Here is a 22,076-nt window from a genome sequence, read left to right as displayed (position 1 = left end):
AGCACGGATATAACATACATCAGGATGAATAGGGGGTTTATGTACCTTGTAGCGATAATGGACTGGTATAGCCGGTATGTGCTATCTTGGGAGATCTCCAATACGCTCGATGCGAGCTTTTGTCTTGAAGCACTGAACAGGGCGCTATCAATCTCACGTCCGGAGATATTTAACAGCGATCAGGGTTCACAGTTTACGAGCAGCGATTTTACGGGAATACTTGAGGGGGCCGGCATACAGATCAGCATGGATGGGAGAGGTCGTGTGTTCGACAACATCTTCATAGAGAGGCTATGGAGGACGGTGAAATACGAGGAAGTGTATATTCATAGTTACGAGACAGCAAGAGAAGCCAAAGATAGTTTGGCCAGATATTTCAGATTCTACAATGCAGAACGGCTACACGAATCCTTGGGATACAAGACGCCTCATGAGATTTACTCAAGACCCAAGAACCATGCAAACGAACAGACCTTAGCAATCCATCTTAAACAACCTCAGTTTTTGTCTTGACATTGGGGTCCACCTTAGACTGGTCAGCAGTGTTTTTGACCTTTGAAGACGAAACTAAAGCTACGGTTTTTGCCAATGATGTGACTTTGGGAGGCGTTGTCAATACAGTCACCGTCCAGCTTTCCAACAGCGTTGTTAAATGCAATCTATCCGGAGGGGATGCGTGTCAGGCTTATGCCCCTGCACCAGAGATATTCTCTGAAGAATATCTCACTGAGAAACTTGAGACAAAAGCTGGCTGGAGCTTCCCTGCCCCCGACGAAGATTGGATGAGGGGTTATCCTCAAGAGATGCAGGATTTTATGGAGTCCATTTGTTTTGATCGAGATCCCATTTCAGACGGTGAATTGGGCAAGGAAGTTGTGCGGGTTGCGTACGCTAGTTATATAGCTGCCGAAGAAGGGCGCAAAGTTGAGATTTCAGAATTGAGGAATCTAAAGGAGGTACTTTTCGATGAAGGCTGCGGTCAAGATGGACGAGCGAAAGGAGCTGGTATTGTCGGAACGGGAGATTCCTAAGCTACAACACGACGAAGCCTTAGTAAAGGTCATAGCTACGAGCATTTGCGGAACAGACGTTGCCATTAGAAATAACACGTTTATGGGCAGGCATGGCCCCGTCAAACCGCCCATTGTGCCGGGGCACGAATTTTATGGCGAGGTCGTTGAGGTGGGTTCCAAGGTCAGGAAGGTTAAAGTCGGAGATAAGGTTGTTACAAGCGCTATTAAGGGTTGTGGAAATTGTTACCCTTGCAGGATTGGCCTTTATCATAGATGCCGAAGTTGGAGCCATGTGGGGATCGATACTAACGGAAGTTTTGCCGAATATGTGGCCGTTTATGATGAGATTCTCTTTCCGGTGCCCGATGGAATTCCTCCTGAGGAAGCAGCTGTTTTGGAACCTGTTACTACGGCAGTCCGGGCCATAAGGGTGAATGAAGTTAAGCCAGGAAGTGTTGTTGTAGTTATGGGGCCGGGACCATTTGGTCTATTTATTTTGCAGGCGGCCCGAACTACAGGTCCGCGTAAATTAATAATGGTGGGCTTAGGCACAGACGAAAAACGCCTTAAGTTGGCTAAGGAATTGGGTGCCGACGAGACGATCAGAGGAGACAAGGTCGATCCAGTGGAGGAAGTGAGGAGGCTTACCGAGGGACAGGGGGCTGATGTGGTCATAGAAGCTACTGGCAGGGTGGAGGCAGTCGTTCAGGGGATTGAGATGCTGGCTTCCGGTGGTCTTCTTTTGATGGGTGGCAGTGGTTTTCTTGGGCAGCAGGTTAGTTTTAAACCCTGGAATTTAGTGAGGGACGAAAGGCGCATTAAGGGATTGCAGGGGTTTGAATGGGCGGACTACCTTTTGGCGTTGGAATTTTATAAGTTAGGTAGAATAAAAATTAGACCTTTAATTACCCATATAATGAAACTGGATGAGGTTAATGCCGCTTGTGATTTGTTGGAGAAAAAAGAAGCATTAAAGATTGTCTTGAAGCCTTAGTTTTTGGCGATTTTTTAGGCTAATTTGTAACGCAACAGATTTGCCTTGGGCTTGAGACGCGCATGTGAAAGGCAATATTGAGGCGCCTTTGTGCGATATACATGTAATTAAATTAGACTGATGGGATGTGATCGAGAAGTGGCTACGTTTAAAGGCAAAGTAGCAATTATTACAGGAGCGGCTGGAGACATTGGGCGCGAAATAACAAAGGCTTTCGTCAAAGATGGGGCGATAGTTAACACTTGTGATGTAGATAAAGAGCGTCTCGAATCCCTTTGCAGAGACTTAAAGGGAGCTCCTGGGGAAGTCGTACCCCATGTAGTAGACATAACTAATCTTAGTGCTGTAAATGCAATGGTGGATTCTGTGGCTAAAAAATTTAAATCTGTACATATACTGGTCAATGGCGCAGCCGTATGTCCTTTGACGAGCATCGAAGAAATTGAGGAGAGCGAGTGGGATAAGACGCTTTCCATCAATCTGAAGGCACCGTTCTTTATAACTAAGGCTGTTATCCCGTTAATGAAGGCGTCCAAGTGGGGAAGAATAATCAATATTTCTTCTATTTCTGGGTTTATAGGCGGTATATTAACGAGTCCAGCGTATTCCATCTCGAAGGCTGGGCTCGTTTGTTTTACGAAATACTTAGCAAAACGTCTGGCCCCTTATGGGATAACAGCTAACGCTGTTGCCCCTGGCACCGCTGAGACGCGCATGACTGAATGCTTCCCAAAAGAAGGCAAGGAGGCAATTCTTAAAGGAATTCCTTTGGGGAGGTTGGCCATTCCAGCTGATATAGTGCCTGCAGTAATGTTTCTTGCGTCTGACGGGGCTGGTTTCATTACGGGGCAAACCATACACGTAAATGGCGGCCAGTATATGTGATTTGCGCATTTTTGAGGAAGGCTATTGTTGTAGTGTTTTGCTTTTAAAGCTCAATTTTGTTTTTGCGGAGAGGTCGCGAGGTGGAATAGTATAATAAAGCTAAAATCAAAAGCTTATTCGGCAGAAGCACAGTTTAGGTAAGAGATGAATTAAAGTATATTTTGCGGGGGAGGTGATGCGGGGCGTAGGTTCGCAAGGTGAGGAAAGAGTGGGTTTGCTGGTGCAAGTAATATGTAAGACAAAGAGGATGAGGAGGGATGGCTATGTTTGGGAGAAAGGGATTTTTTAAGGTCGCCTCGTTGGCCATTGCGTTGCTCTTTGTTGCGTGCAGCTCGCCGGCGCTGGCGAAGGAGATTGTCATAAAGTATGCCCATGGTGACCCCCCCGATCCGATTCAAAGTCCGGCCCACGGAGACGCTGTTACATTCAAAAGCCTCGTCGAAGCGGCCACGAATGGGCAGGTTAAGGTGCAGGTCTATCCTGCTTGTCAGCTTGGCTCCGAGAGGGAGATGTTGGAAGGCGTAAAGGTCGGCACAATCGAGATGTGTAACGTCAGCGAAGGCACAGTGCCCGGGTTTTTCCCCGAGATCTCGGTATTGAGCATCCCCTATCTCTTTGAGTCGGCTCCTTTGGCATGGAAAGTACTTGACGGCCCCTTCGGCAGAGACCTCATGGAAGAGATGAGACAAAAGACCGGCATACGATGCCTTACTATCACCGAGAACGGCTTCAGGAACTTCACCAACAGGATTAGACCAATTAAGAAGCCTGAAGATTTGAAGGGCTTAAAGATCAGGACGATGGAGCACCCTGGTCACATGGAAATGGTAAAAGCTCTCGGCGCGGACCCCACTCCCATTGCTTGGGGAGAACTTTACACGGCGTTGCAGCAAAAGGTTGTGGACGGCCAAGAAAACCCCGTCTCGTTAATTTTGACTATGAAGTTCTATGAAGTGCAAAAGTACCTGATTATGGACGGTCACATCTACAGCATCGATTTTACGTTTATGAATGACAAATTCTTTGAAGGGTTACCGAAAGACGTTCAAAGGATAGTGTTAGATTCCGCCATAGTTTCCGGGTTGGTCCACCGCGGCATGCAACAGTACACGTCAGCTATTGGCGTCGATGAGCTTAAGAAAAAGGGCATGGAGATTTATGTCCCGACCCCTGACGAGATAGACGCATTTCGTCAGGCTACTCAGCCGAAGGTGCTCGAATGGGTGAAGACGCAGGTTCCTCAGAAGTGGATAGACTACCTCTTTAGCGAAACCGAAAAGGCCAGAAAAGAACTTTATGGAGAGTAGGGCGATAACGTACTACTATAAGTAACCATTCATGGGGAGAGTTGTAGTGCTTTGACTCTCCCCATGAATGGTTAATCGGGTTGGGAGGCAGAAGCATGACTCAACTGGTTCTGATTGCTAAAAAGATAAGCAATATAACAGCTAATATAGCAAAAGTCATTATTATCGGAATGATGGGAATCATGGCGGTTGTAATTATTGCCCAGGTTTATATGAGGTATATAGCCAAAAGCCCTTTCCCCTGGTCTGAGGAATTGGCACGATTTTTAATGGCCTGGATAGCTTTTCTTGGAGCCGGAATGGGGATCAGAATCGGCTCTCATATAGGGGTGGAGCTCTTCGTAAGGAAACTCTTCTCTTCGAGGATGCAACTTTGGATATCGCTTTTGATTAAGATTCCGTTGTTTGTTCTCTTTTTCGTCCTTATCAAGGAAGGGTATTTTTTGTGTCATGATATAGCTTTTCAACGCTCTCCAGCCATGATGGTATCTATGGCTTGGCCGTATGCGTCTGTTCCTATAGGCTCATTTTTTATGCTTTTACAGCTCTTGCCGTCATTTCTTGAAAACCTCCGCGACATTATTGTGCCTTTGCCAGAAGAGAGCCCTACTTCACAAGGAGAGGTTAAATAAAAGTTTATTTATTTTTTGGAGGTGTTTAGCAAATGGTATTAACAGTCCTTTTGATCGCCTTAATAATATGCATATTTTTCGGCATGCCTATAGGGTTTTCTTTGGGAGTCAGCGCCCTTTGTTCGCTTTCAAGTTGGGGTAGTATACCGTTAAAGTTGATGGTGCAACGTATGTTTACCGGCATAGATTCCTTTCCCCTAATGGCGATACCGTTCTTTATGTTGGCAGGAGAGTTGATGTTTTCGGGAGGAATGCTCACGCGGCTTTTTAAGTTCGCCGACGCCTTGGTAGGACATATTCGAGGTGGGTTAGGCCACGTCAACATAGTTGCCAGCATGCTCTTTGCCGGCATCACCGGCTCTGCGTTGGCGGATACCGCTGCCTTGGGTGCTATGGAAATACCTATGATGGTTGAGGGCGGATACGACGTCGATTACAGTGCCGCCATAACAGCAGCTTCTTCCGTAGTCGGTCCAATCATTCCGCCCAGCATCCCCTTGGTGATTTATGCTGTGGCTGCGGGCAATGTTTCCATCGCGGGGCTTTTCTTGGCGGGAGCTATACCGGGCATATTAATTGGTGTGGCTATGATGATTTATAATTATATGATATCTTTAAAAAGAAACTACCCTCGCAGAGAAACACGGATAAGCCCTATGGAGTTCATCCGCATCTTCCGGAGGGCGATTTTGGTGCTTATGATGCCTATAATTATCTTAGGCGGCATCCTTTCCGGCATCTTTACCCCTACGGAAGCCTCCGCAGTAGCCGTCGCATACGCCGTGATCGTGGGCTTTTTCGTCACACATGAATTGGACCTTAAGGGGTTGACGCGAGCGCTCCTCAATAGCGGCATAGGAAGCGGTGTAGTGCTTGTGGTCGTCGGGATGTCCAGCATTGTCTCGTGGATCTTGGCTACCCAGCAGGTGCCCCAGATTGCCGCCAATTTCTTCCTTTCCTTAACTGACAACCCCTTCGTTTATCTCTTATGCGTCAATGTGCTCTTGTTGTTTTTGGGGTGTTTTATGGATCCCACGCCGGCCATCATATTAGTCACTCCTATATTAACCCCTATAGCAATAGCGTTAGGCATCCACCCCCTGCACTTTGGATTGGTAGTCGTAATCAACCTTATCATTGGTTTGGCCACTCCACCGGTGGGTTTGTGTCTTTTTATTGCCTGCGGCATTGCCAAGATATCCCTTGAAAGGATAAGTAGGGCTATTTTGCCATTCGTATTAGTTCAGGTGGCCACACTTTTGTTGATTACGTATGTTCCTTCTATTTCCATGCTCTTGCCTAAGCTTTTTGGATACGATTAAACGCACGCTGGTATAATACTGGTACAATAGTTGAAAGCTTACCATTACGCGAAAGGGTGGTGTGCCCTATGTTATGGGAGAAGGTCAATGTCAAGGTCGAAGGTGGATTGGATTTCGACCTGCCGAGAATGTTCTGGATTGAGCAAAGATTCAACAAGCAAAAACTCGACGACGTGCGGCAAACTACGAAAGAGGAACTCAACAAGGTCTTACCCTCTAATTTAGAGGGCAAACGCATAGCCATAACGGCAGGAAGCCGCGGCATAAATAATATTTCTTCCATAGTCAAGGCGATAGCGGAATCTTTAAGAGAAAAGGGCGCCAAGCCTTTCGTCGTCCCGGCTATGGGAAGCCATGGCGGAGCTACGGCTGAAGGGCAGAAGGAGGTTCTTGCCGAATACGGCATAACCGAGGAGACGATGGGGGTTCCCGTCATATCTTCTATGGATGTAGTAGAAATAGGAACTACTGATGATGGTGTTACTGTATATTGCGATAAAGAGGCTTATAATTCTGACGGTATTGTAGTGTGTAACAGGGTTAAGCCCCATACCGACTACCGAGGACCACACGAGAGCGGCTTGCTAAAGATGATGGCCATAGGATTGGGCAAGCACAAAGGGGCTACTGCAATACACAAAATGGGTTTTGACAAGTTTGAAACCGTAATCCCCAATGTTGGGAAGGTCTTTTTAAAGAAAGCGCCCATTTTGTGCGGCGTGGCGATCGTCGAAAATGCCTATCACGAGACAATGCTAATAGAAGCCGTTAAGCCAGAGCGCTTTGTAGAGCGCGATAAAGCGCTTCTAAAAATAGCCAAGGAAAACATGCCACGGTTTCTGTTATCGCACATCGACCTCCTCGTGGTAGATGAAATAGGTAAAGACATAAGCGGAGACGGTATGGATCCCAACGTCATAGGACGTACAGGGTCGAGGCTTCCTGGGTTTGAGACTATACCCATACAAAAGATAGCCGTCCTCGACCTGACCGAAGATACCCATGGCAACGGCATAGGTGTAGGTTTAGCAGATGTCACCTCGTATAACCTCGTAAGAAAACTCGACTTAGCGCCATCGTATATAAATGCTATAACCTCCACTGTGCTCGAGGGGGTCAAAATTCCAGTGGTAATGAATAGCGACAGGGAAGCGATAGCGTTAGGATTAGCAACTTGTAATCGTGTTGAGCCGAAGAATGCCGCCGTGGTGCGCATAAAGAACACGCTTGAGCTTTACACCATACAGGTTTCCGAATCCTATCTGGATGAGGTGGGAAAGAGCGACGTTTTAGTTAAACTTACAGAGCCTACACCATGGCGCTTCGATGCCCAGGGAGGCTTGATCCGAGAATACTATCGCGGGCGGTAGGATGAAGTGCGTGGCACTGCATCATGACCAAGAAAGAAGCAGTAGCCATCTTTAAGGCGGCGTTTGCCGCTTCCGTGTGGGGGGCCTCCTTCATCGCTACGAAGGTGGCCCTCCAAGGCCTTTCTCCATATTCGCTCATTTGGGCGCGCTTTGCCATAGGCGTGCCCGTATTGGGTGGCGCTCTCTTTTTCAGAAGGCAATGGGCAGGCTTGCCCGCCGGAATCCTTCCCTCGTTGGCTTTGTTGGGCTTTCTGGGCGTTGCCCTTCATCAGTGGCTTCAAAGCGTCGGTTTGTTGACAGCTCAAGCTTCGACTTCGGCTTGGATAATCACCACAACCCCGGTTTTTATCGCCCTGTTGGGATACTTGGTCCTAAAAGAGCGCTTGGGAAGTGCTAAGGTAGCTGGCATTGCTGTCGCGGCTTTAGGCGTAGTAGTGGTGGTTTCAAAGGGAGACTTCAGTTCGCTCCTCTCTGGCCGTTTTGGCACAGTTGGTGATTTCCTCATGGTGGTCAGCGCTGTGAACTGGGCTGTTTTTTCTGTCATATCGAGAGTGGTGTTGCGGCGTTGCCCGGCTGCCTTGATGATGTTTTATGTTATGGGCATAGGGTGGCTTTTCTTGAATGTGCCGTTTTCCCTATTGGGTCCTGGATTTGTCGACTTTATTGACCTTAATCTTTCAGGATGGGCTGGGCTATTCTTTTTGGGCATTTTCTGTTCGGGCTTGGCCTACGTATTCTGGTATGATGCCCTTGAGGTCATGGAGGCATCGCGGGTAGGGGCGTTCATGTACTTGGAACCGTTGGTGGCTCTCGTCGTAGCGGCGCTCGTTTTGGGAGAACCGGTAACGTTCGTCGTCCTGACAGGAGGAGCCATGATCCTGTTCGGCGTGTGGTTGGTAAACCGAAGTTCAGGCAAATAGCTTTGCGAGGTGAGCGGTTGTGGAATATAGAATCGAACGAGATTCCCTGGGCGAAGTAAAAGTTCCAGCTAATTGTCTTTGGGGAGCGCAAACACAAAGGAGCCTCGAAAATTTTAAAATTGGCTGGGAACGCATGCCCAACGAAGCGATAAAGGCCTTGGTTATGATAAAAAGGGCCGCTGCTATCGTAAATGAGAGACTCGGCAAGCTCCATCGCGAACAAGCTCTTGCCATAATTCAGGCATCCGACGAGATCCTGGCTGGCAAGTGGGACAACCAGTTCCCGCTCGTCGTATGGCAGACGGGAAGCGGCACGCAGACGAACATGAACGTGAACGAAGTTATAGCCCACAGAGCCAACCAGATCCTCGAAAAAAGCGGCATCCCTAAGATCCATCCCAACGACCACGTGAATATGTCTCAAAGCTCAAACGATGTATTTCCTTCCGCTATGCATATTGCTGCACTAATCACCATAGAAGACGAGCTACTTCCTGCCTTGGAGGCACTAAGAGTGACATTTGCATCGAAGGCGAAGGAATACGAAGGCATTATAAAAATCGGGCGCACCCATCTTCAAGATGCCACGCCGCTCACCCTGGGGCAAGAGATATCCGGCTGGGTCGGCATGCTCGAGCGTTCAAAGTCGATGATCGCGTCCAGCGTGGAATACTTGAGGGATTTGGCCATAGGCGGCACCGCTGTTGGCACCGGCCTGAACGCACATCCCGATTTCGGCAGGCTGGTGGCCGAAGAGCTCTCCGCCCTGACAGGGAGGCAATTTCGATCATCCCTAAACAAATTTCATGCTTTGACCAGCAAGGACGATCTTGCCTTCGTCCATGGTGCCCTAAAGGCTTTAGCTGCGGATCTTTTGAAGATCGCAAACGATGTCAGGCTTTTGTCGAGCGGCCCTCGCTGCGGTTTAGGTGAAATTATTATCCCTGCTAATGAGCCTGGAAGCTCCATCATGCCCGGCAAGGTCAATCCCACTCAGTGTGAGGCGCTTTCTATGGTTGCCGTCCAGGTCATGGGAAACGACGGGACAATTGGACTTGCTGCGAGTCAGGGGATCTTGGAGCTCAACGTTTACATGCCACTTATAATATACAACTTCCTTCAATCTGTAAGATTGTTGACCGACGCGGTGAATTCATTTAACGAACATTGTGCAGTGGGGATAAAGGCAAATCGCGAGCGCATCGCTAAATATGTGAGCGAGTCCCTTATGCTCGCAACAGCCTTGACGCCGCACATCGGCTACGACAGAGCGGCAGAGATAGCGAAGCTCGCCCACGCTGAAGGGCTCACCCTTAAAGAAGCAGCGTTGAAGCTCGGTTATCTCTCTGAGGAGGAATTCGATAGGCTGGTGCGGCCGGAAGATATGATAGCCCCGAAGGGATAGATAGAAATGTCCGTGAGCAATCAAGATATAGCCGATATGTTCGAAAGGCTGGCCGATCTGTTGGAGATAGATGGCGAAAATCCGTTCAAGGTCAGAGCCTATAGGAACGCCTCTCGCACCATATCGAGCCTTTCTAAGCGCGTGGCAGATATGATAGAGAGGGGTGAAGAACTCACCCAGCTTCCAGGCATCGGCAAGGAGATAGCCAAAAAGATCCAGGAGATCGTCGAAACCGGAACTCTCTCTAAGCTCAAAGAGGTGGAATCTCGCGTCCCTCCGAGCTTGGTCGAACTTTTAAGGATCCCTGGCCTCGGGCCCAAAGGAGTTCAAGCAGTCTACAAGAGCCTGAACGTAAAAACTATCGAAGATCTCAAAAACGCTGCCGAGTCCGGCAAGTTGGCGTGCATTCCGGGCTTCGGCGAGAAGAAGAGCAAGAAGATCCTCGAGGAAATAGGCAAAATTCAGCAGGTAGGCAAACGATACAAGCTTGCAGTCGTAGAGAAAGTGGCCGAGCCATTGCTTCAATATTTAAAAGAGACTGATGGCGTGCGTGAGGCTATGGTGGCCGGAAGCTATCGGCGCAAGAAAGAGACGGTAGGCGACTTGGATATACTAGTAACTTGCAATGCAGCTTCGCCGGTTAGGGAGCGCTTTCTTAGCTATGAGAGCGTAGGAGAGATATTGTCTCAAGGGGAGACAAGGTGCTCGGTCAGGTTGCGCGATGGCCTTCAGGTAGACCTCCGCGTCGTGCCTGATGAGTGTTATGGCGCGGCGTTGCATTATTTTACGGGTTCTCAGGCGCACAATATAGCCATCCGCAAACTTGGCGTGGAAAGGGGGCTCAAGATCAACGAGTACGGTGTCTTTAAAGGTGAGGCGCGCATATCCGGAAGGAAAGAGGAAGATGTCTTCGAAAGCGTTGGCCTTCCATATATAGAACCGGAGCTGAGAGAGGATCGTGGGGAGATAGAGGCTGCTAAAGCTGGTAAATTGCCCAAACTTGTAACGATCGGCTCGATCAAGGGCGACCTTCACACGCACACAAAGGCCACGGATGGTTATCACACCGTCGAGGAAATGGCTTTGGCCGCCAAGGAGCGCGGCTATCGGTACATTGCGATAAGCGACCATTCAAAACACCTGACCGTCACTCGAGGTCTTGACGAGAGGCGGTTGCGGGAGCAGATGAAGGAAATAGATAGCTTGAACGAGCGTCTCGATGGTTTCGTGGTCTTGAAGTCCATAGAAGTAGATATTATGGAGGACGGCTACCTTGACCTGTCGGACGATGTCTTGAAGGACCTGGACTTCGTCATCGGGGCAGTGCATCATAAATTTAATCTTTCCAGGGAGAAGCAGACAGAACGCATCATTAAAGCCATGGACAACCCAAATTTCACTATACTGGCTCACCCTACGGGCAGGCTAATAGGTGAGCGCGACGGCTACGATGTCGACATGGAGCGCCTAGTTGAAGCCGCCAAGGAGCGCGGCTGCATCTTGGAGCTCAACGCTCACCCCGACAGATTAGACCTCACGGATGAGGCGTGCAGGCTCGCCAAAGAAGCGGGTGTCCGGGTGGCCATCTCAACCGATGCTCACGCAATCGGAGACCTGAGTTTCATGCGCTACGGCATAAACCAGGCTCGGCGAGGATGGCTCGAAGCTAAGGACGTAGTTAACGCTCTCCCTCTCGATGGCCTTAAGCGAGCGCTGCGTCGATTTAGTTAAAGCGAAGACATGAGCAGCCAATTTTCCATCTCCCTGTGGGCCACTTATTTTATTTATGCGTATTCTAATATATTCTTTTTGCTCTCTGTCTACTTGAGCAGCGTCGGTCTTTCGCTGCGCGTTTCCGGCTGGGTTTTGGCTTCTTTTTACATAGGTACCACCTTTATACGTCCCTTTGGCGGTTGGGTGCTTGAGCGTTTTGGATTGCGCAAGACGCTTCTCGTTGCAGGGATCATATCGCTCTTTGGGGCTTTGGGCGTCTTTTTTTCGCTCCCCTCTGTCCCTTACATGATCTTTTACAGGGTTATAGGCGGGGTCGGCTACGGGATCTACTTGGTGGGGCTTACGACGCACCAATCTTTCATATTTTCCGAGAGCGTCAGGGGGTCGCGATTTGGCTGGATAACGGTGTTGACCATACTCCCTTTGGCCACGTTGAGCCCTTTAGGTGGATGGTTTCTCCGAAAGGGTTTTGTGGAGCTATACTTTTTTATTTCCCCAGTCGCAGCGCTCTGCTGCATAGTTTTGGGACTACTGCTCAAAATGCCGTCGGAGGGCGTAGACGTGCCTAAGATAGAATGGGGGAGCTGGAGAGAGCTGTTTTGTCTTAAGGGCGTACACCTGTTGGTCGTATCTACACTGCTTTTCGCCCTGGCCAACGCCTTTTTCCTCTCCCTGAGCGGTTTCTTCTCCGAAAAAGGGTTGAACCCGGCTGCCTTCCTTTGGGCCAATGCCCTCGTCTGTCTGGTCCTCAGGGGTTTAGGAGGGAGGATTCTCGACAGATGGGATCGCAGGAGGATGGCGGCTCCTGTGACCATATTGATGGCTATAGTGATTTTGGCGGCCATAGAGGCTGATAGCGACTTGGAACTCTTGGTTTTGGGAAGCCTTTTCGGGCTAGGGTTGGGTTTCGGTTTTCCCGTTCATCTCGCTTTGATCTCAGATCTCACCCCTCCGCGCTTGCGCCCCAAAGGGACGGCCTTGGGCTGGTTTTTCATGGATGCCGGATGGTTCCTATCTCCCCTCTTGGTCGGGTATTTAGCATCGCTTGTGGGAGAAGAGTGGGCGCTGCGGTTGCTCGCTTTGGCGATCTTGGCGTGTTCGGTGGTTGTGTTTTTATTGTGGGAGCGTTTTGTGAGGTTTGTGCCCGAACTTAACGCTGATGTGTCCCGTAAAGGCGCGTAAGCCCGGCGTCGAGGGCTGCTTTTACAGCTGCCTCAAATTCGACGATTGTGATGCGACGGGCAATTTCGGGGTGGTCGAAGGCCTTGTAGGTTGGGTAATACTGGTCCATTACATTTAAAAATGTGCGAGGCGAAACCTCTTTTGCCAAGAATCCGGCTATCTCTTCAGTTCCGGCGAGATTATTTGGTAAAATTAAATGCCTTACCAAAAGCCCTCTCCTTGCCAGCCCCTTCTCATCGAGCTCTAAGTCTCCCACCTGCCTGTGCATTTCTTTAACGGCGGCTCTATTCACCTCTGGGTAGTCTTCTGCGCCAGAGAGAGCCCTTGCCACCTCTCGGGCAGCGTACTTCATGTCGGGCATGTAGATGTCCACAATGCCGTCGAGCAGTTCGAGCTCCTCTATAGAGTCATAACCGCCGCTGTTATATACCAACGGGAGGGATAACTCTCTTTGCGCTACCAAGGCAAGGGCTTCCAGTATCTGTGGGACCACGTGGGTCGGTGTGACCAGGTTTATGTTGTGACATCCCATTGATTGCAGAGCGAGCATTATGGATGCAAGATCTTCTGCATCGACTTCTCTTCCAGCTGGACGCTGGCTTATATCGTGGTTCTGGCAAAAAGAACAACGCAAATTGCATCCGCCGAAGAATATCGTCCCTGAGCCGCACCGCCCGCTTAAAGGACGCTCTTCGCCATGATGCGGTCCGTAACTCGCCACCCTCGCGAGCCTTCCGATGCCACAAAAGCCCGTTTCCCCCTCCAAACGTTTTGCCCCGCACCGCCTGGGGCACAGTCGGCATGGCGAAAGCAGCTCTAAGGCTTTGCGCGCTCGATTCTTTATTTCCTCAATTCCAAGCTTTAAATAGGCGGGCTTGAAGGGCATCTCGCAAGGCCTCCTCATTTAGCGCGATCTTTCTTCTTGCGTAGGTGGTGTAGGTAAAGCGCTATTATGATGGCGCATGCGGCGATGACGGTAACAGTTATGGAGTGTAAGTATTGCGCGACCAGCTCCTGGTTATACCCTACCCAATATCCCACCCAAGCTAATATCGCGCTCCATATGCCAGCGCCGAGGGCAGTGAAGGCGCAAAAGGTCGGTACTTTCATCCTCGCCAGGCCGGCGGGAAGCGATATGTATTGCCTGATCCCGGGGAGGAGCCTGCCGATAAATGTGCTTATATGGCCGTGGTTGAGGAAGAATTGCTCTGCTTTTTTCAGCGTCTCCTCGCTGATGAAGAGATACTTGCCGTATCGCTCGAGAAAGGGCCTCCCGAAGTGTGCCGCTACCCAGTAGTTGAAAAGGGCACCCAGGAGGCTTCCGAGCGTTCCCATCGCGACCGCAACCCAGATATTCATCCTTCCTTGGGCTGCCAAATATCCTGCGGGTGGCATCACTACCTCGCTCGGGAATGGGAAGAACGAGGACTCCAAAAACATGAGGGCTGCGATGCCGGGATACCCCAGCCTTCCTATCGTCGACACGAGCCACTCTATCAGGGTTTGCAATTTTTAATCACTCCGCTTTTTAGAGGTTTGGAAGCGCACGATTCAGTATAATAGAACAAAGGTTGAAACGGGAGGGATTAAGAGTGAAAATTCATGAATTGGCCGGTCATTCGGCGCCGCTTGAACTGCTGATAAACGTGCCGCGCTTGGTAGCAAGCTTTTATGCCTTAAAACCCGATGCGAGCGATCCGCTTCAAAGGATCGCCTTCGGCACGTCGGGACATCGCGGTTCTTCTTTGAAGAAGAGCTTTAATGAGGATCATATATTGGCCATATGTCAGGCCATATGCGAATACAGGGCTTCTCGCGGCATCACAGGGCCGATTTTTGTAGGTATGGATACGCACGCGCTCTCTGAGCCCGCTCTGATGACAGCTGTGTCTGTGTTTGCCGCAAACGGGGCGGATGTGGTCATTCAGGATGGTTTTGGCTATACGCCGACTCCTGTCATATCTCACGCCATACTGACCTATAATCTTAATCTCAAGAAGAATTCCGGCTTGGCTGACGGTGTCGTCATAACCCCGTCTCACAATCCTCCTGAAGACGGTGGCTTCAAATACAACCCTCCTCAAGGTGGGCCGGCTGATCCGGAAACGACGAAGGTGATTCAGGATCGCGCCAACGCCTTGCTGAAGAGTGGATTGAAGGGAGTAAAGTTCATCCCCTTTGAGAAGGCCATGGCATCTGGGGTAGTTCACCGAAGGGATTACATTAAGCCTTATGTCGATGATTTGAACGACGCTGTCGACATGGAGGCCATAGCCGCATCGGGCATAAAAATGGGCGTAGATCCCATGGGCGGAGCGGCCGTAGATTATTGGGGTTTCATAGCCGAAAGATACGGTTTGAACCTGCACGTGGTGGATCGGAGAGTTGACCCAACCTTTTCTTTTATGACGGTAGATCACGATGGCAAGATCCGTATGGACTGTTCATCGCCATACGCTATGGCTCGCCTGATCGGCTTGAAGGAGGATTTTAGCGTTGCCTTTGGCAACGATCCGGACGTCGATCGTCACGGCATAGTTACTAAAAGTGGCCTCATGAACTCAAATCATTATCTATCCGTAGCAGTCTGGTATCTCTTTCAACATCGTCCGGCCTGGGAAGAGGGCGTATCTGTAGGCAAAACGATTGTCTCGAGCTCCATGATCGATCGCGTCGCTGGTGGTCTGGGCAGGAAAGTGGTGGAGGTGCCGGTCGGGTTTAAGTGGTTTGTCGACGGACTGCTGTCGGGTTCGCTGGGATTTGCGGGGGAGGAAAGCGCTGGAGCTTCTTTCTTGCGCAGGGATGGCACAGTTTGGACCACAGATAAAGACGGGATCATTATGGGGCTTCTGGCTGCCGAGATCACGGCCGTTACGGGGAAAGACCCAGCAGAGCATTACGAAGAACTTGAAAGGCGCTTCGGCAGGACTTATTTTGCCAGGATAGACGTCCCGGCCACGCCAGAACAGAAGGCTGTCCTGGGGCGCCTTTCTCCCGATGATGTGCAGACCGATACGTTAGCTGGCGAACGCGTCACCGCCATCCTCGCCCATGCCCCTGGCAACGGTGCCCCTATAGGCGGAATAAAGGTGGTCACCGAAGGGGGTTGGTTCGCTGCAAGGCCTTCTGGCACAGAGGATGTTTATAAGATATATGCGGAAAGCCTTAGAGGTGAAGAGCATTTGGCCAAGATATTGGAAGAGGCACAACATATTATAGATGTTGCCTTCGCTGCGGCCAGGATTCAAGGCCAGCATTGATAACCTACATCTAAAGATGTGAAGTTCTGTGGTATAATACAAGTGCGCATATAGGTATGCCCGCCTTCCGCAGGAGCAATTTCTGTGTTTTTGTCGCTCGAAGATAAAAACCCTTATTTGCTACTAATATGAGGTGTTGATCTGCCTGCGGAGCGAGAGTGCTTTGGTTTTGGAGGTTGCGCCGCTGACGCTGGTCAAGCGGCAATGATTTTTTCGTGAAGGTACGAGGTTTTGTGAGGAGGAAAGAAAGCATGACTGCACCGGTCTCACAATACACCGCAGAGGACATTCAAGTATTGGAAGGTTTAGAGGCAGTGCGCCTGAGGCCGAGCATGTATATTGGCGACACGAGCCCAAGAGGTCTTCATCACTTGATCTATGAGGTTGTCGATAACGCCGTAGATGAGGTGTTGGCCGGCTTCTGTGACCAGATTATCGTGGTGCTTCATTCCGACGGCAGTGTGTCTGTGGAAGATAACGGTCGCGGCATACCGGTCGATATCCATCCTCAGACTGGCAGGCCGGCAGCTGAGACCGTTTTAACTACCTTGCACGCTGGTGGCAAGTTCAACAATAAGGCTTACCGAGTTTCAGGCGGCCTTCACGGCGTGGGGGTATCCGTGGTTAACGCCCTGTCCGAATGGTTGGTCGTCAATATATGGCGAGATGGCAGGGAGTGGAGACAGGAGTTCCACAGGGGCGTCCCCGCAACCGAGTTGACGTTAATCGGCGAGTCGCAAAAGAGAGGCACAAAAGTTCATTTTATGCCCGATGGGGAGATTTTTAGAGAAAAGGCATTATCCTGGGACGTGCTCAGCAACCGTTTCAAAGAGCTTGCTTTTTTACTACCCGGCCTTTCGATATCCCTACGAGATCAAAAAGACGGCAGAGAAGTCACTTTCTGCTACGATGGCGGCATCTCTGCCTTTGTGGAATATCTGAACCGCGACAAGGTAAAGCTCACGCCCCAGCCGTTTTTGGTCAAAGGCGAACGAGAAGGCGTGCAAGTGGAAGTAGCGTTTCAGTATAACGATAGCTATATCGAGCGCATCTTTGCCTTCGCCAACCTTATCCATACTATAGAAGGTGGCATGCACGTCTCGGGTTTCAGATCTGCCCTCACAAGGGCTGTAAACGAAATGGCGCGGCGACAGAAGCTCCTGCGCGACAAGGAAGCGAACCTCTCTGGCGAAGACTTGAAAGAAGGGTTGACAGCGGTTATATCCGTGAAGCTTCAAAACCCTCAATTTGAAGGGCAGACCAAGACCAGACTTGGCAATAGCGAGGTCAAGGGCATTTTAGATTCCATAGTCTACGAGGGGCTGATCGCCCATTTTGAGGATAACCCCCAAGCCCTGGGCCCGATAATAGAGAAGGCGCTGAAGGCGCGTCAGGCTCGTGAAGCCGCCAGGAAGGCCAGAGAGTTAGTGCGCCGTAAGTCGGCGCTTTCGAGTGCAGATCTGCCCGGCAAGTTGGCCGACTGCTCAAGCCGTGACCCAGGGCAGAGCGAACTTTATATAGTAGAAGGCGATTCGGCCGGCGGCAGTGCAAAACAAGGGCGCGACAGACATTTTCAGGCCATCCTTCCGCTTCGCGGCAAAATCCTCAACGTAGAGAAGGCTCGTCTCGACAAGGTTCTATCCAACAACGAGATTCGCACTTTGATCCAAGCGTTGGGCTGTGGAGTAGGTGAGGATTTCGATGTTAAAAAGCTCAGATATCATCGTATAGTCATAATGACGGATGCCGATGTCGACGGCGCCCACATAAGGACGCTATTGCTGACCTTCTTTTATCGCTACATGCGAGAGATAATTGAGGGAGGATATCTCTACATAGCGCAACCGCCCCTATTCCGATTACAGGTTGGGGATCGCGTTCATTACTGCTATAGCACTGGCGAGCTGAAAGAGTTGACCTCCAGTTTGGATGGCCGTAAATATTCCGTTCAGCGCTATAAAGGCCTCGGCGAAATGAACCCGCAACAACTGTGGGAGACTACCATGGATCCAGCAAATCGCATTCTGAAGAGGGTAGAGATTGAAGATGCCGTGGTGGCTGACGATTATTTTAATATCTTGATGGGCGATAAAGTCGAACCACGGCGAGAGTTCATAGAGACCCACGCTATGGAAGTGCAAAACCTCGATATATAGGCATAGGTTCACGCAGCGTGATGCCGCGTCACTTTCGAGTGCTTGTCGGCCACGCTGCAGGCACCAAAAGCTTCAGGTTTTACCTGAGCCGTGAAGCCACTTCCCTTTACCATGCCCACTACAGCATTGATTATTTCTCTCGTCTCTCCTTGCTCTCCCACATCCAAGTGGATTTCGAGTATTCTCCTGTAATATTCGGATCGTTCTGGATCTTCGGCCAGTGCACAAAGCAGCTCGCCGGCTAACGACAAGCTCAAAGAGGTCTCAGTGAAGATCCTCTCCTTAAAACTATAGAGCCTGTCGTTGAACAGCCTCCTATAGAAATAGATGCCGCCGCGTCCGATCCTGTGGATTACGATGGCCGAAACGAAAAGGACTCCATTTCTGTAGCTTTGCGAGTCGGTTCCTACAATGAGCCTGTAGCTACCTTCTTCTGTTAAAAATGCGCTGACGCGTTCGATTGCGTCTTCGAAGCTCAATGCGCCATGGGTAGGACTTATGAACACCTAAGGGCACCTTCCTTCGTTAATGGGCGTTTTGTGTAAGTTTAGCAGCAATAACTCCAAAATTACATCACACTTTTGTTACAATATATAATATAAGAAATGCGGTAGAAAAAGAGGGAGGAGAATGCCGTGAATCTTTCTTTTCGATGGTATGGAACGAATGACCCAGTGTCTCTCGACAAAATCCGTCAGATTCCCGTTGTGAAAGGGATCGTCAGCGCCATCTACGATCTGCCTCCGGGCGAACCTTGGCCATTTGATAAGGTCCAGGCTCTTAAAAAAGAAGTGGAGGAAAAGGGATTTTCTTTGGTCGCCATTGAAAGCATTCCTGTGGCAGAAGAGATAAAACTCGGCTCTCCCAGTCGCGATCGATATATAAACGCCTTTTGCGAAAGCGTGAGGAGCGTAGGCAAAAGCGGTGTGCCCGTCGTATGTTACAACTTCATGCCAGTCTTCGATTGGATGCGGACCAACCTTTCACTTAAACTCGAAGACGGTTCTTACGCGCTGAGCTATGATCACGACGAGCTTGCCAAGGTGGACCTCTCCTCAGGTGCGCAGGGCCTCCCTGGATGGGGCGCTGCATATAGCGCCAGCGAGTTGAGGTATCTTTTGGATGCTTATAGGGGAATAAGTGAGGAGGATCTGTGGGCTAACCTCAAATACTTTTTGGAAAGGGTCGTTCCGGTTGCCGAGGAGGTGGGGGTCAAAATGGCCATTCACCCAGACGATCCTCCATGGTCTATCTTTGGCCTTCCTCGCATCATAAGGGATGAGGCAGCGCTTGAGCGCCTTGTAAAGCTCGTCGATAGCCCCTCCAACGGCATAGCGCTGTGCTCCGGCTCGCTCGGAGTGGATCCCAAAAACGATATTCCTGCCATGGTGAGGCGCTTCGGCGCTCTTGGCAGAATACATTTCGCTCACGTTAGGAACGTGAAAATTACAGGAGAGAAACGCTTCTGCGAGACCGCTCACCCCTCATGTGCTGGTAGCCTTGACATTTACGAAATCGTAAAGGCCTATCATGATGTGGGTTTCAGCGGTCCACTTCGCCCGGATCATGGCCGCATGATTTGGGGTGAGGAGGGGAAACCAGGTTATGGGCTTTACGACAGGGCGCTTGGCGCCATGTATATAGCCGGTCTCTGGGAGGCTACAGAGAAAAGTACAGCCTTTAGATCTTAGACCGCACGGCACAAATCTTTCGCAGTAGGGCCGGGGAGGCCCAGCCCTACTGCTTATTCTTCTTTTGAAGCAAACTCCTTCGCCGCATCCTTAACGAGCGTGACCGCATAGGTATATGCCGGCCCGCCGCCGAGGTTTACGGCGACCAGAGCAGCCTCGATGATCTCTTCGGGGGTAGCCCCCGCCTTGATGGCTTTATATACGTGGCTCACGATGCAGTATTTACACCTCACATAGGTAGCCAAAGCCACGCTTATTAGCTCCTTGGTCTTCGTGTCGAGCTTCATCGGCTTGTATATGCCTTCGCCGAATTTAGCAAAAGCCTGGAGTTGTTCGCCGTAGAGCTCACTTACCTCTCTGGTACCGGCGCTCAATTCTCTCAAAATTTCTCTCGGGCTTTCTGCCATTTACTCTCACCTCTTTTCTTAAATTTTAACAACCCGAAGGCTTGTGTCTTTCTGCCAGCGGAATACCGCCAACCCCCACATTCTCCGGAGGGTTTTCTTGAATGAGCACCACGAAACTCTCCTTAGGAATACCCATCACACGACTTGCCACTCCAGTGAACTCGCTTATGAGCTCCTTTTTTTGCTCGGCGCTCAGCTTCGGCCCAGAAACGCTTATGACCGGCATTGCCTCCCCCCCTTTTTTTGGATGCCAAGGTTTACGATGTTTATAATGATAGCAGAAAACTGCCTACGATGTCCATATTACCCCGCCAGGTATTAAAATTGTGCCCTTTTGGCGCAGTCAGCTTATCTAGTTGTCGGCAAGCCTTGCAAAAGCTTTTGTCGTATGTCTTGAAATTCGCCCGAGAGATTGTGTTGATCTCACTTAAGGTTGAGGGTTAGACTTTGCATAGAACATCAAAGCGATTACCTTTCTTGGATACGCCTTAAATTATGAAAATTCGGATGAAAATTGGCAAAAATAGCTTTGGTCATAAGATCCCGTGCCTACGGAATGCTTCAGCTACACTTATCCCTGCGCGCAATTCTTCTCGCATAGTGGATTCTTGCTCAACCTTTTCGATCGCCTTACGTAACACTTCTTCCAACGCATATTTGGGTATAACCACTACACCGTCTGCATCTCCAAAAATGTAATCTCCAGAGTTAACCATCACATCGCCACATTTTATCGGAACATCCACGTCTATGACGTCTAAACGGCCGCGGGAGTCGGCAGGCGAGGTGCCTCGGCAAAAGACGGGAAAACCCGATTCGAGAATGCCTTGGACATCGCGGGTAAGTCCGTCTATGACTATGCCATTTGCACCGCGTCCCACAGCCGCGTTGGACAATAATTCTCCCCAGAAGCTGCAGCATGTAGCGCCGTTTTGGGTAACTACCATCACATCGCCCGGCTTAAGAGAATCCACGGCTTGGATTTCCAGTTTATACAGTTCCTCCGGAACCCTGTAGACTTCGACAGCTAATACCGTGCGTGCAGGGCCGAAAACCTTCATCTTTGGGTCTAAGGGCCGTATGTCATATCGCATAGTGTGGTCCCAGATATCCATACGGTCCATCACGTCCGCCAAAACGGCTGCGTAGAGCTTAGAGACGTCATCCTTCTTAACTGCCGATGGCAATCCTTCATTCACCTATATCACTCCCTCACAAGTAATTATGCATGACTCCTCAGTTAAGTAATATTTAAGCAACGCCATCACTATACTTTTGGAAAAATATTTGTCAACGACTTCGTTGAATTGCTCCTTCGAAGCATTTTCACGGACGGCGTAAAATATTTGTAGGAAAAATGGTAGGACAAAAAGAAGGGCCCCTCCCTTGGTAGAATTTCTTCGGCAAAACACCAAAAAGGAGGGGTCCCTCATGAATAGGGTTATTTTAGCACAGATTCTGGAAGAGTTAGTCAAGGATGTTTTCGCTTTCTTCTCTGCAGGGAAGGTCAGAACTGTTGTAGAGATGGAAAAGGCATACTGACCCCCTGAGGGCATGGACACCCTCAAAGTGTAGAGGATAATATCCCAAAAGGGAGGATGAAGAACTCTCTCATGGGAGCACAATAGGAGGATGCAGCTATGAAACAGAGGAAATGGACGGCAGAAGATAGCTATAATGATAATATTCAACTTCGAGCCCCCACAGGTACAGGTAAAACCGAAGCACTTTTGCTATGGGCAAACGACGCTGAGCGTTTAATCTATTTGCTACCCACCCAGGCTACTGTCAATGCCAT

At 49.9% G+C, this 22,076-nt stretch carries 21 protein-coding genes; 15 read left to right on the top strand and 6 right to left on the bottom strand.

From position 1 onward, the window contains the following. From EZM41_RS00195 to EZM41_RS00140, 12 genes are all read left to right on the top strand, one after another. The coding region (locus EZM41_RS00195) for an IS3 family transposase (RefSeq protein WP_198468227.1) at positions 1-513 on the top strand (513 nt) is incomplete at its 5' end. A gap of 29 nt (positions 514-542) precedes the next feature. Further along, positions 543-1,031, top strand: a complete 489-nt coding sequence (locus EZM41_RS00190) for a Gfo/Idh/MocA family oxidoreductase (RefSeq protein ID WP_198468226.1) — start codon at positions 543-545, stop codon at positions 1,029-1,031. Continuing rightward, complete coding sequence (locus tag EZM41_RS00185) at positions 967-2,007, top strand: zinc-dependent alcohol dehydrogenase (protein WP_198468224.1); 1,041 nt, start codon at positions 967-969, stop codon at positions 2,005-2,007. The genes EZM41_RS00190 and EZM41_RS00185 overlap by 65 nt, the downstream gene beginning before the upstream one ends. Positions 2,008-2,145: 138 nt before the next feature. Next, on the top strand, positions 2,146-2,892 hold the full coding sequence (locus tag EZM41_RS00180; RefSeq protein WP_198468222.1) for an SDR family oxidoreductase: 747 nt from the start codon (positions 2,146-2,148) through the stop codon (positions 2,890-2,892). Between the two features lie 263 nt (positions 2,893-3,155). Further along, on the top strand, positions 3,156-4,199 hold the full coding sequence (locus EZM41_RS00175) for a TRAP transporter substrate-binding protein (RefSeq protein WP_198468221.1): 1,044 nt from the start codon (positions 3,156-3,158) through the stop codon (positions 4,197-4,199). Positions 4,200-4,294: 95 nt separating this feature from the next. Continuing rightward, the gene (locus EZM41_RS00170; RefSeq protein ID WP_198468220.1) at positions 4,295-4,831 is read left to right on the top strand and encodes a TRAP transporter small permease; all 537 of its coding nucleotides are present in this window, start codon (positions 4,295-4,297) and stop codon (positions 4,829-4,831) included. 32 nt (positions 4,832-4,863) lie between these two features. Next, positions 4,864-6,153, top strand: coding sequence for a TRAP transporter large permease (locus EZM41_RS00165; RefSeq protein ID WP_198468219.1), 1,290 nt, complete (start codon positions 4,864-4,866; stop codon positions 6,151-6,153). 68 nt (positions 6,154-6,221) lie between these two features. Further along, the gene (locus EZM41_RS00160) at positions 6,222-7,523 is read left to right on the top strand and encodes a lactate racemase domain-containing protein (RefSeq protein ID WP_198468218.1); all 1,302 of its coding nucleotides are present in this window, start codon (positions 6,222-6,224) and stop codon (positions 7,521-7,523) included. Positions 7,524-7,546: 23 nt separating this feature from the next. Next, positions 7,547-8,443 (top strand): DMT family transporter, encoded by an 897-nt coding sequence (locus EZM41_RS00155; RefSeq protein WP_198468217.1) that lies wholly within the window; start codon positions 7,547-7,549, stop codon positions 8,441-8,443. Between the two features lie 19 nt (positions 8,444-8,462). Then, entirely contained in the window at positions 8,463-9,848 is a 1,386-nt protein-coding gene (fumC, locus tag EZM41_RS00150) for a class II fumarate hydratase (protein WP_198468216.1), read from the top strand. Positions 9,849-9,854: 6 nt separating this feature from the next. Next, positions 9,855-11,579, top strand: a complete 1,725-nt coding sequence (gene polX / locus EZM41_RS00145; protein ID WP_198468215.1) for a DNA polymerase/3'-5' exonuclease PolX — start codon at positions 9,855-9,857, stop codon at positions 11,577-11,579. 9 nt (positions 11,580-11,588) lie between these two features. Further along, entirely contained in the window at positions 11,589-12,764 is a 1,176-nt protein-coding gene (locus tag EZM41_RS00140) for an MFS transporter (protein WP_198468214.1), read from the top strand. Here EZM41_RS00140 and EZM41_RS00135 read toward each other — a convergent pair. Further along, on the bottom strand, positions 12,733-13,650 hold the full coding sequence (locus tag EZM41_RS00135) for a radical SAM protein (protein WP_198468213.1): 918 nt from the start codon (positions 13,648-13,650) through the stop codon (positions 12,733-12,735). The two genes, EZM41_RS00140 and EZM41_RS00135, sit on opposite strands and share 32 nt — an antisense overlap. A gap of 14 nt (positions 13,651-13,664) precedes the next feature. Continuing rightward, complete coding sequence (locus EZM41_RS00130; protein ID WP_232618821.1) at positions 13,665-14,273, bottom strand: DedA family protein; 609 nt, start codon at positions 14,271-14,273, stop codon at positions 13,665-13,667. 83 nt (positions 14,274-14,356) lie between these two features. On the opposite strand from EZM41_RS00130, the gene pgm reads away from it, so the two are divergent. Further along, positions 14,357-16,024 carry a phosphoglucomutase (alpha-D-glucose-1,6-bisphosphate-dependent) gene (pgm, locus tag EZM41_RS00125; RefSeq protein ID WP_342449178.1) on the top strand — a complete coding sequence of 556 codons (1,668 nt, stop codon included), beginning with the start codon at positions 14,357-14,359 and terminating at the stop codon, positions 16,022-16,024. Positions 16,025-16,275: 251 nt separating this feature from the next. Beyond that, complete coding sequence (gene gyrB / locus EZM41_RS00120; protein WP_198468212.1) at positions 16,276-18,180, top strand: DNA topoisomerase (ATP-hydrolyzing) subunit B; 1,905 nt, start codon at positions 16,276-16,278, stop codon at positions 18,178-18,180. 8 nt (positions 18,181-18,188) lie between these two features. On the opposite strand, the gene EZM41_RS00115 is transcribed toward gyrB, so the two are convergent. Then, complete coding sequence (locus EZM41_RS00115) at positions 18,189-18,686, bottom strand: ribonuclease H-like YkuK family protein (RefSeq protein WP_198468211.1); 498 nt, start codon at positions 18,684-18,686, stop codon at positions 18,189-18,191. A gap of 129 nt (positions 18,687-18,815) precedes the next feature. Here EZM41_RS00115 and uxuA point away from each other — a divergent pair, with 129 nt between their 5' ends. Next, a complete protein-coding gene (gene uxuA / locus EZM41_RS00110; protein WP_198468210.1) occupies positions 18,816-19,871 on the top strand; it encodes a mannonate dehydratase in 1,056 nt (351 codons plus the stop codon). A gap of 53 nt (positions 19,872-19,924) precedes the next feature. Here the strand turns inward: uxuA and EZM41_RS00105 are convergent, their stop codons facing one another. The 3 genes from EZM41_RS00105 to EZM41_RS00095 all read right to left on the bottom strand — a co-directional run bounded on the left by EZM41_RS00105 (position 19,925) and on the right by EZM41_RS00095 (position 21,477). Continuing rightward, on the bottom strand, positions 19,925-20,278 hold the full coding sequence (locus EZM41_RS00105; protein ID WP_198468209.1) for a carboxymuconolactone decarboxylase family protein: 354 nt from the start codon (positions 20,276-20,278) through the stop codon (positions 19,925-19,927). 25 nt (positions 20,279-20,303) lie between these two features. Further along, positions 20,304-20,504 carry a 4-oxalocrotonate tautomerase DmpI gene (gene dmpI, locus EZM41_RS00100; RefSeq protein WP_198468207.1) on the bottom strand — a complete coding sequence of 67 codons (201 nt, stop codon included), beginning with the start codon at positions 20,502-20,504 and terminating at the stop codon, positions 20,304-20,306. Positions 20,505-20,811: 307 nt separating this feature from the next. Next, complete coding sequence (locus EZM41_RS00095) at positions 20,812-21,477, bottom strand: RraA family protein (RefSeq protein WP_198468205.1); 666 nt, start codon at positions 21,475-21,477, stop codon at positions 20,812-20,814. Positions 21,478-22,076 lie beyond the last annotated feature (599 nt).

Origin of the sequence: Acetomicrobium sp. S15 = DSM 107314, from assembly GCF_016125955.1 — a bacterium.
Taxonomy (GTDB): Bacteria; Synergistota; Synergistia; order Synergistales; family Thermosynergistaceae; genus Thermosynergistes; species Thermosynergistes pyruvativorans.
This window is presented reverse-complemented; position numbering and strand designations above follow the sequence as displayed.

Coding starts and splice junctions, on each gene's coding strand:
- polX (WP_198468215.1), top strand. CDS start 9,855: ATGTCCGTGAGCAATCAAGATATAGCCGATATGTTCGAAAGGCTGGCC.
- EZM41_RS00160 (WP_198468218.1), top strand. CDS start 6,222: ATGTTATGGGAGAAGGTCAATGTCAAGGTCGAAGGTGGATTGGATTTC.
- EZM41_RS00135 (WP_198468213.1), bottom strand. CDS start 13,650: ATGCCCTTCAAGCCCGCCTATTTAAAGCTTGGAATTGAGGAAATAAAG.
- gyrB (WP_198468212.1), top strand. CDS start 16,276: ATGACTGCACCGGTCTCACAATACACCGCAGAGGACATTCAAGTATTG.
- EZM41_RS00155 (WP_198468217.1), top strand. CDS start 7,547: ATGACCAAGAAAGAAGCAGTAGCCATCTTTAAGGCGGCGTTTGCCGCT.
- EZM41_RS00140 (WP_198468214.1), top strand. CDS start 11,589: ATGAGCAGCCAATTTTCCATCTCCCTGTGGGCCACTTATTTTATTTAT.
- EZM41_RS00185 (WP_198468224.1), top strand. CDS start 967: ATGAAGGCTGCGGTCAAGATGGACGAGCGAAAGGAGCTGGTATTGTCG.
- EZM41_RS00105 (WP_198468209.1), bottom strand. CDS start 20,278: ATGGCAGAAAGCCCGAGAGAAATTTTGAGAGAATTGAGCGCCGGTACC.
- EZM41_RS00170 (WP_198468220.1), top strand. CDS start 4,295: ATGACTCAACTGGTTCTGATTGCTAAAAAGATAAGCAATATAACAGCT.
- EZM41_RS00175 (WP_198468221.1), top strand. CDS start 3,156: ATGTTTGGGAGAAAGGGATTTTTTAAGGTCGCCTCGTTGGCCATTGCG.
- EZM41_RS00165 (WP_198468219.1), top strand. CDS start 4,864: ATGGTATTAACAGTCCTTTTGATCGCCTTAATAATATGCATATTTTTC.
- dmpI (WP_198468207.1), bottom strand. CDS start 20,504: ATGCCGGTCATAAGCGTTTCTGGGCCGAAGCTGAGCGCCGAGCAAAAA.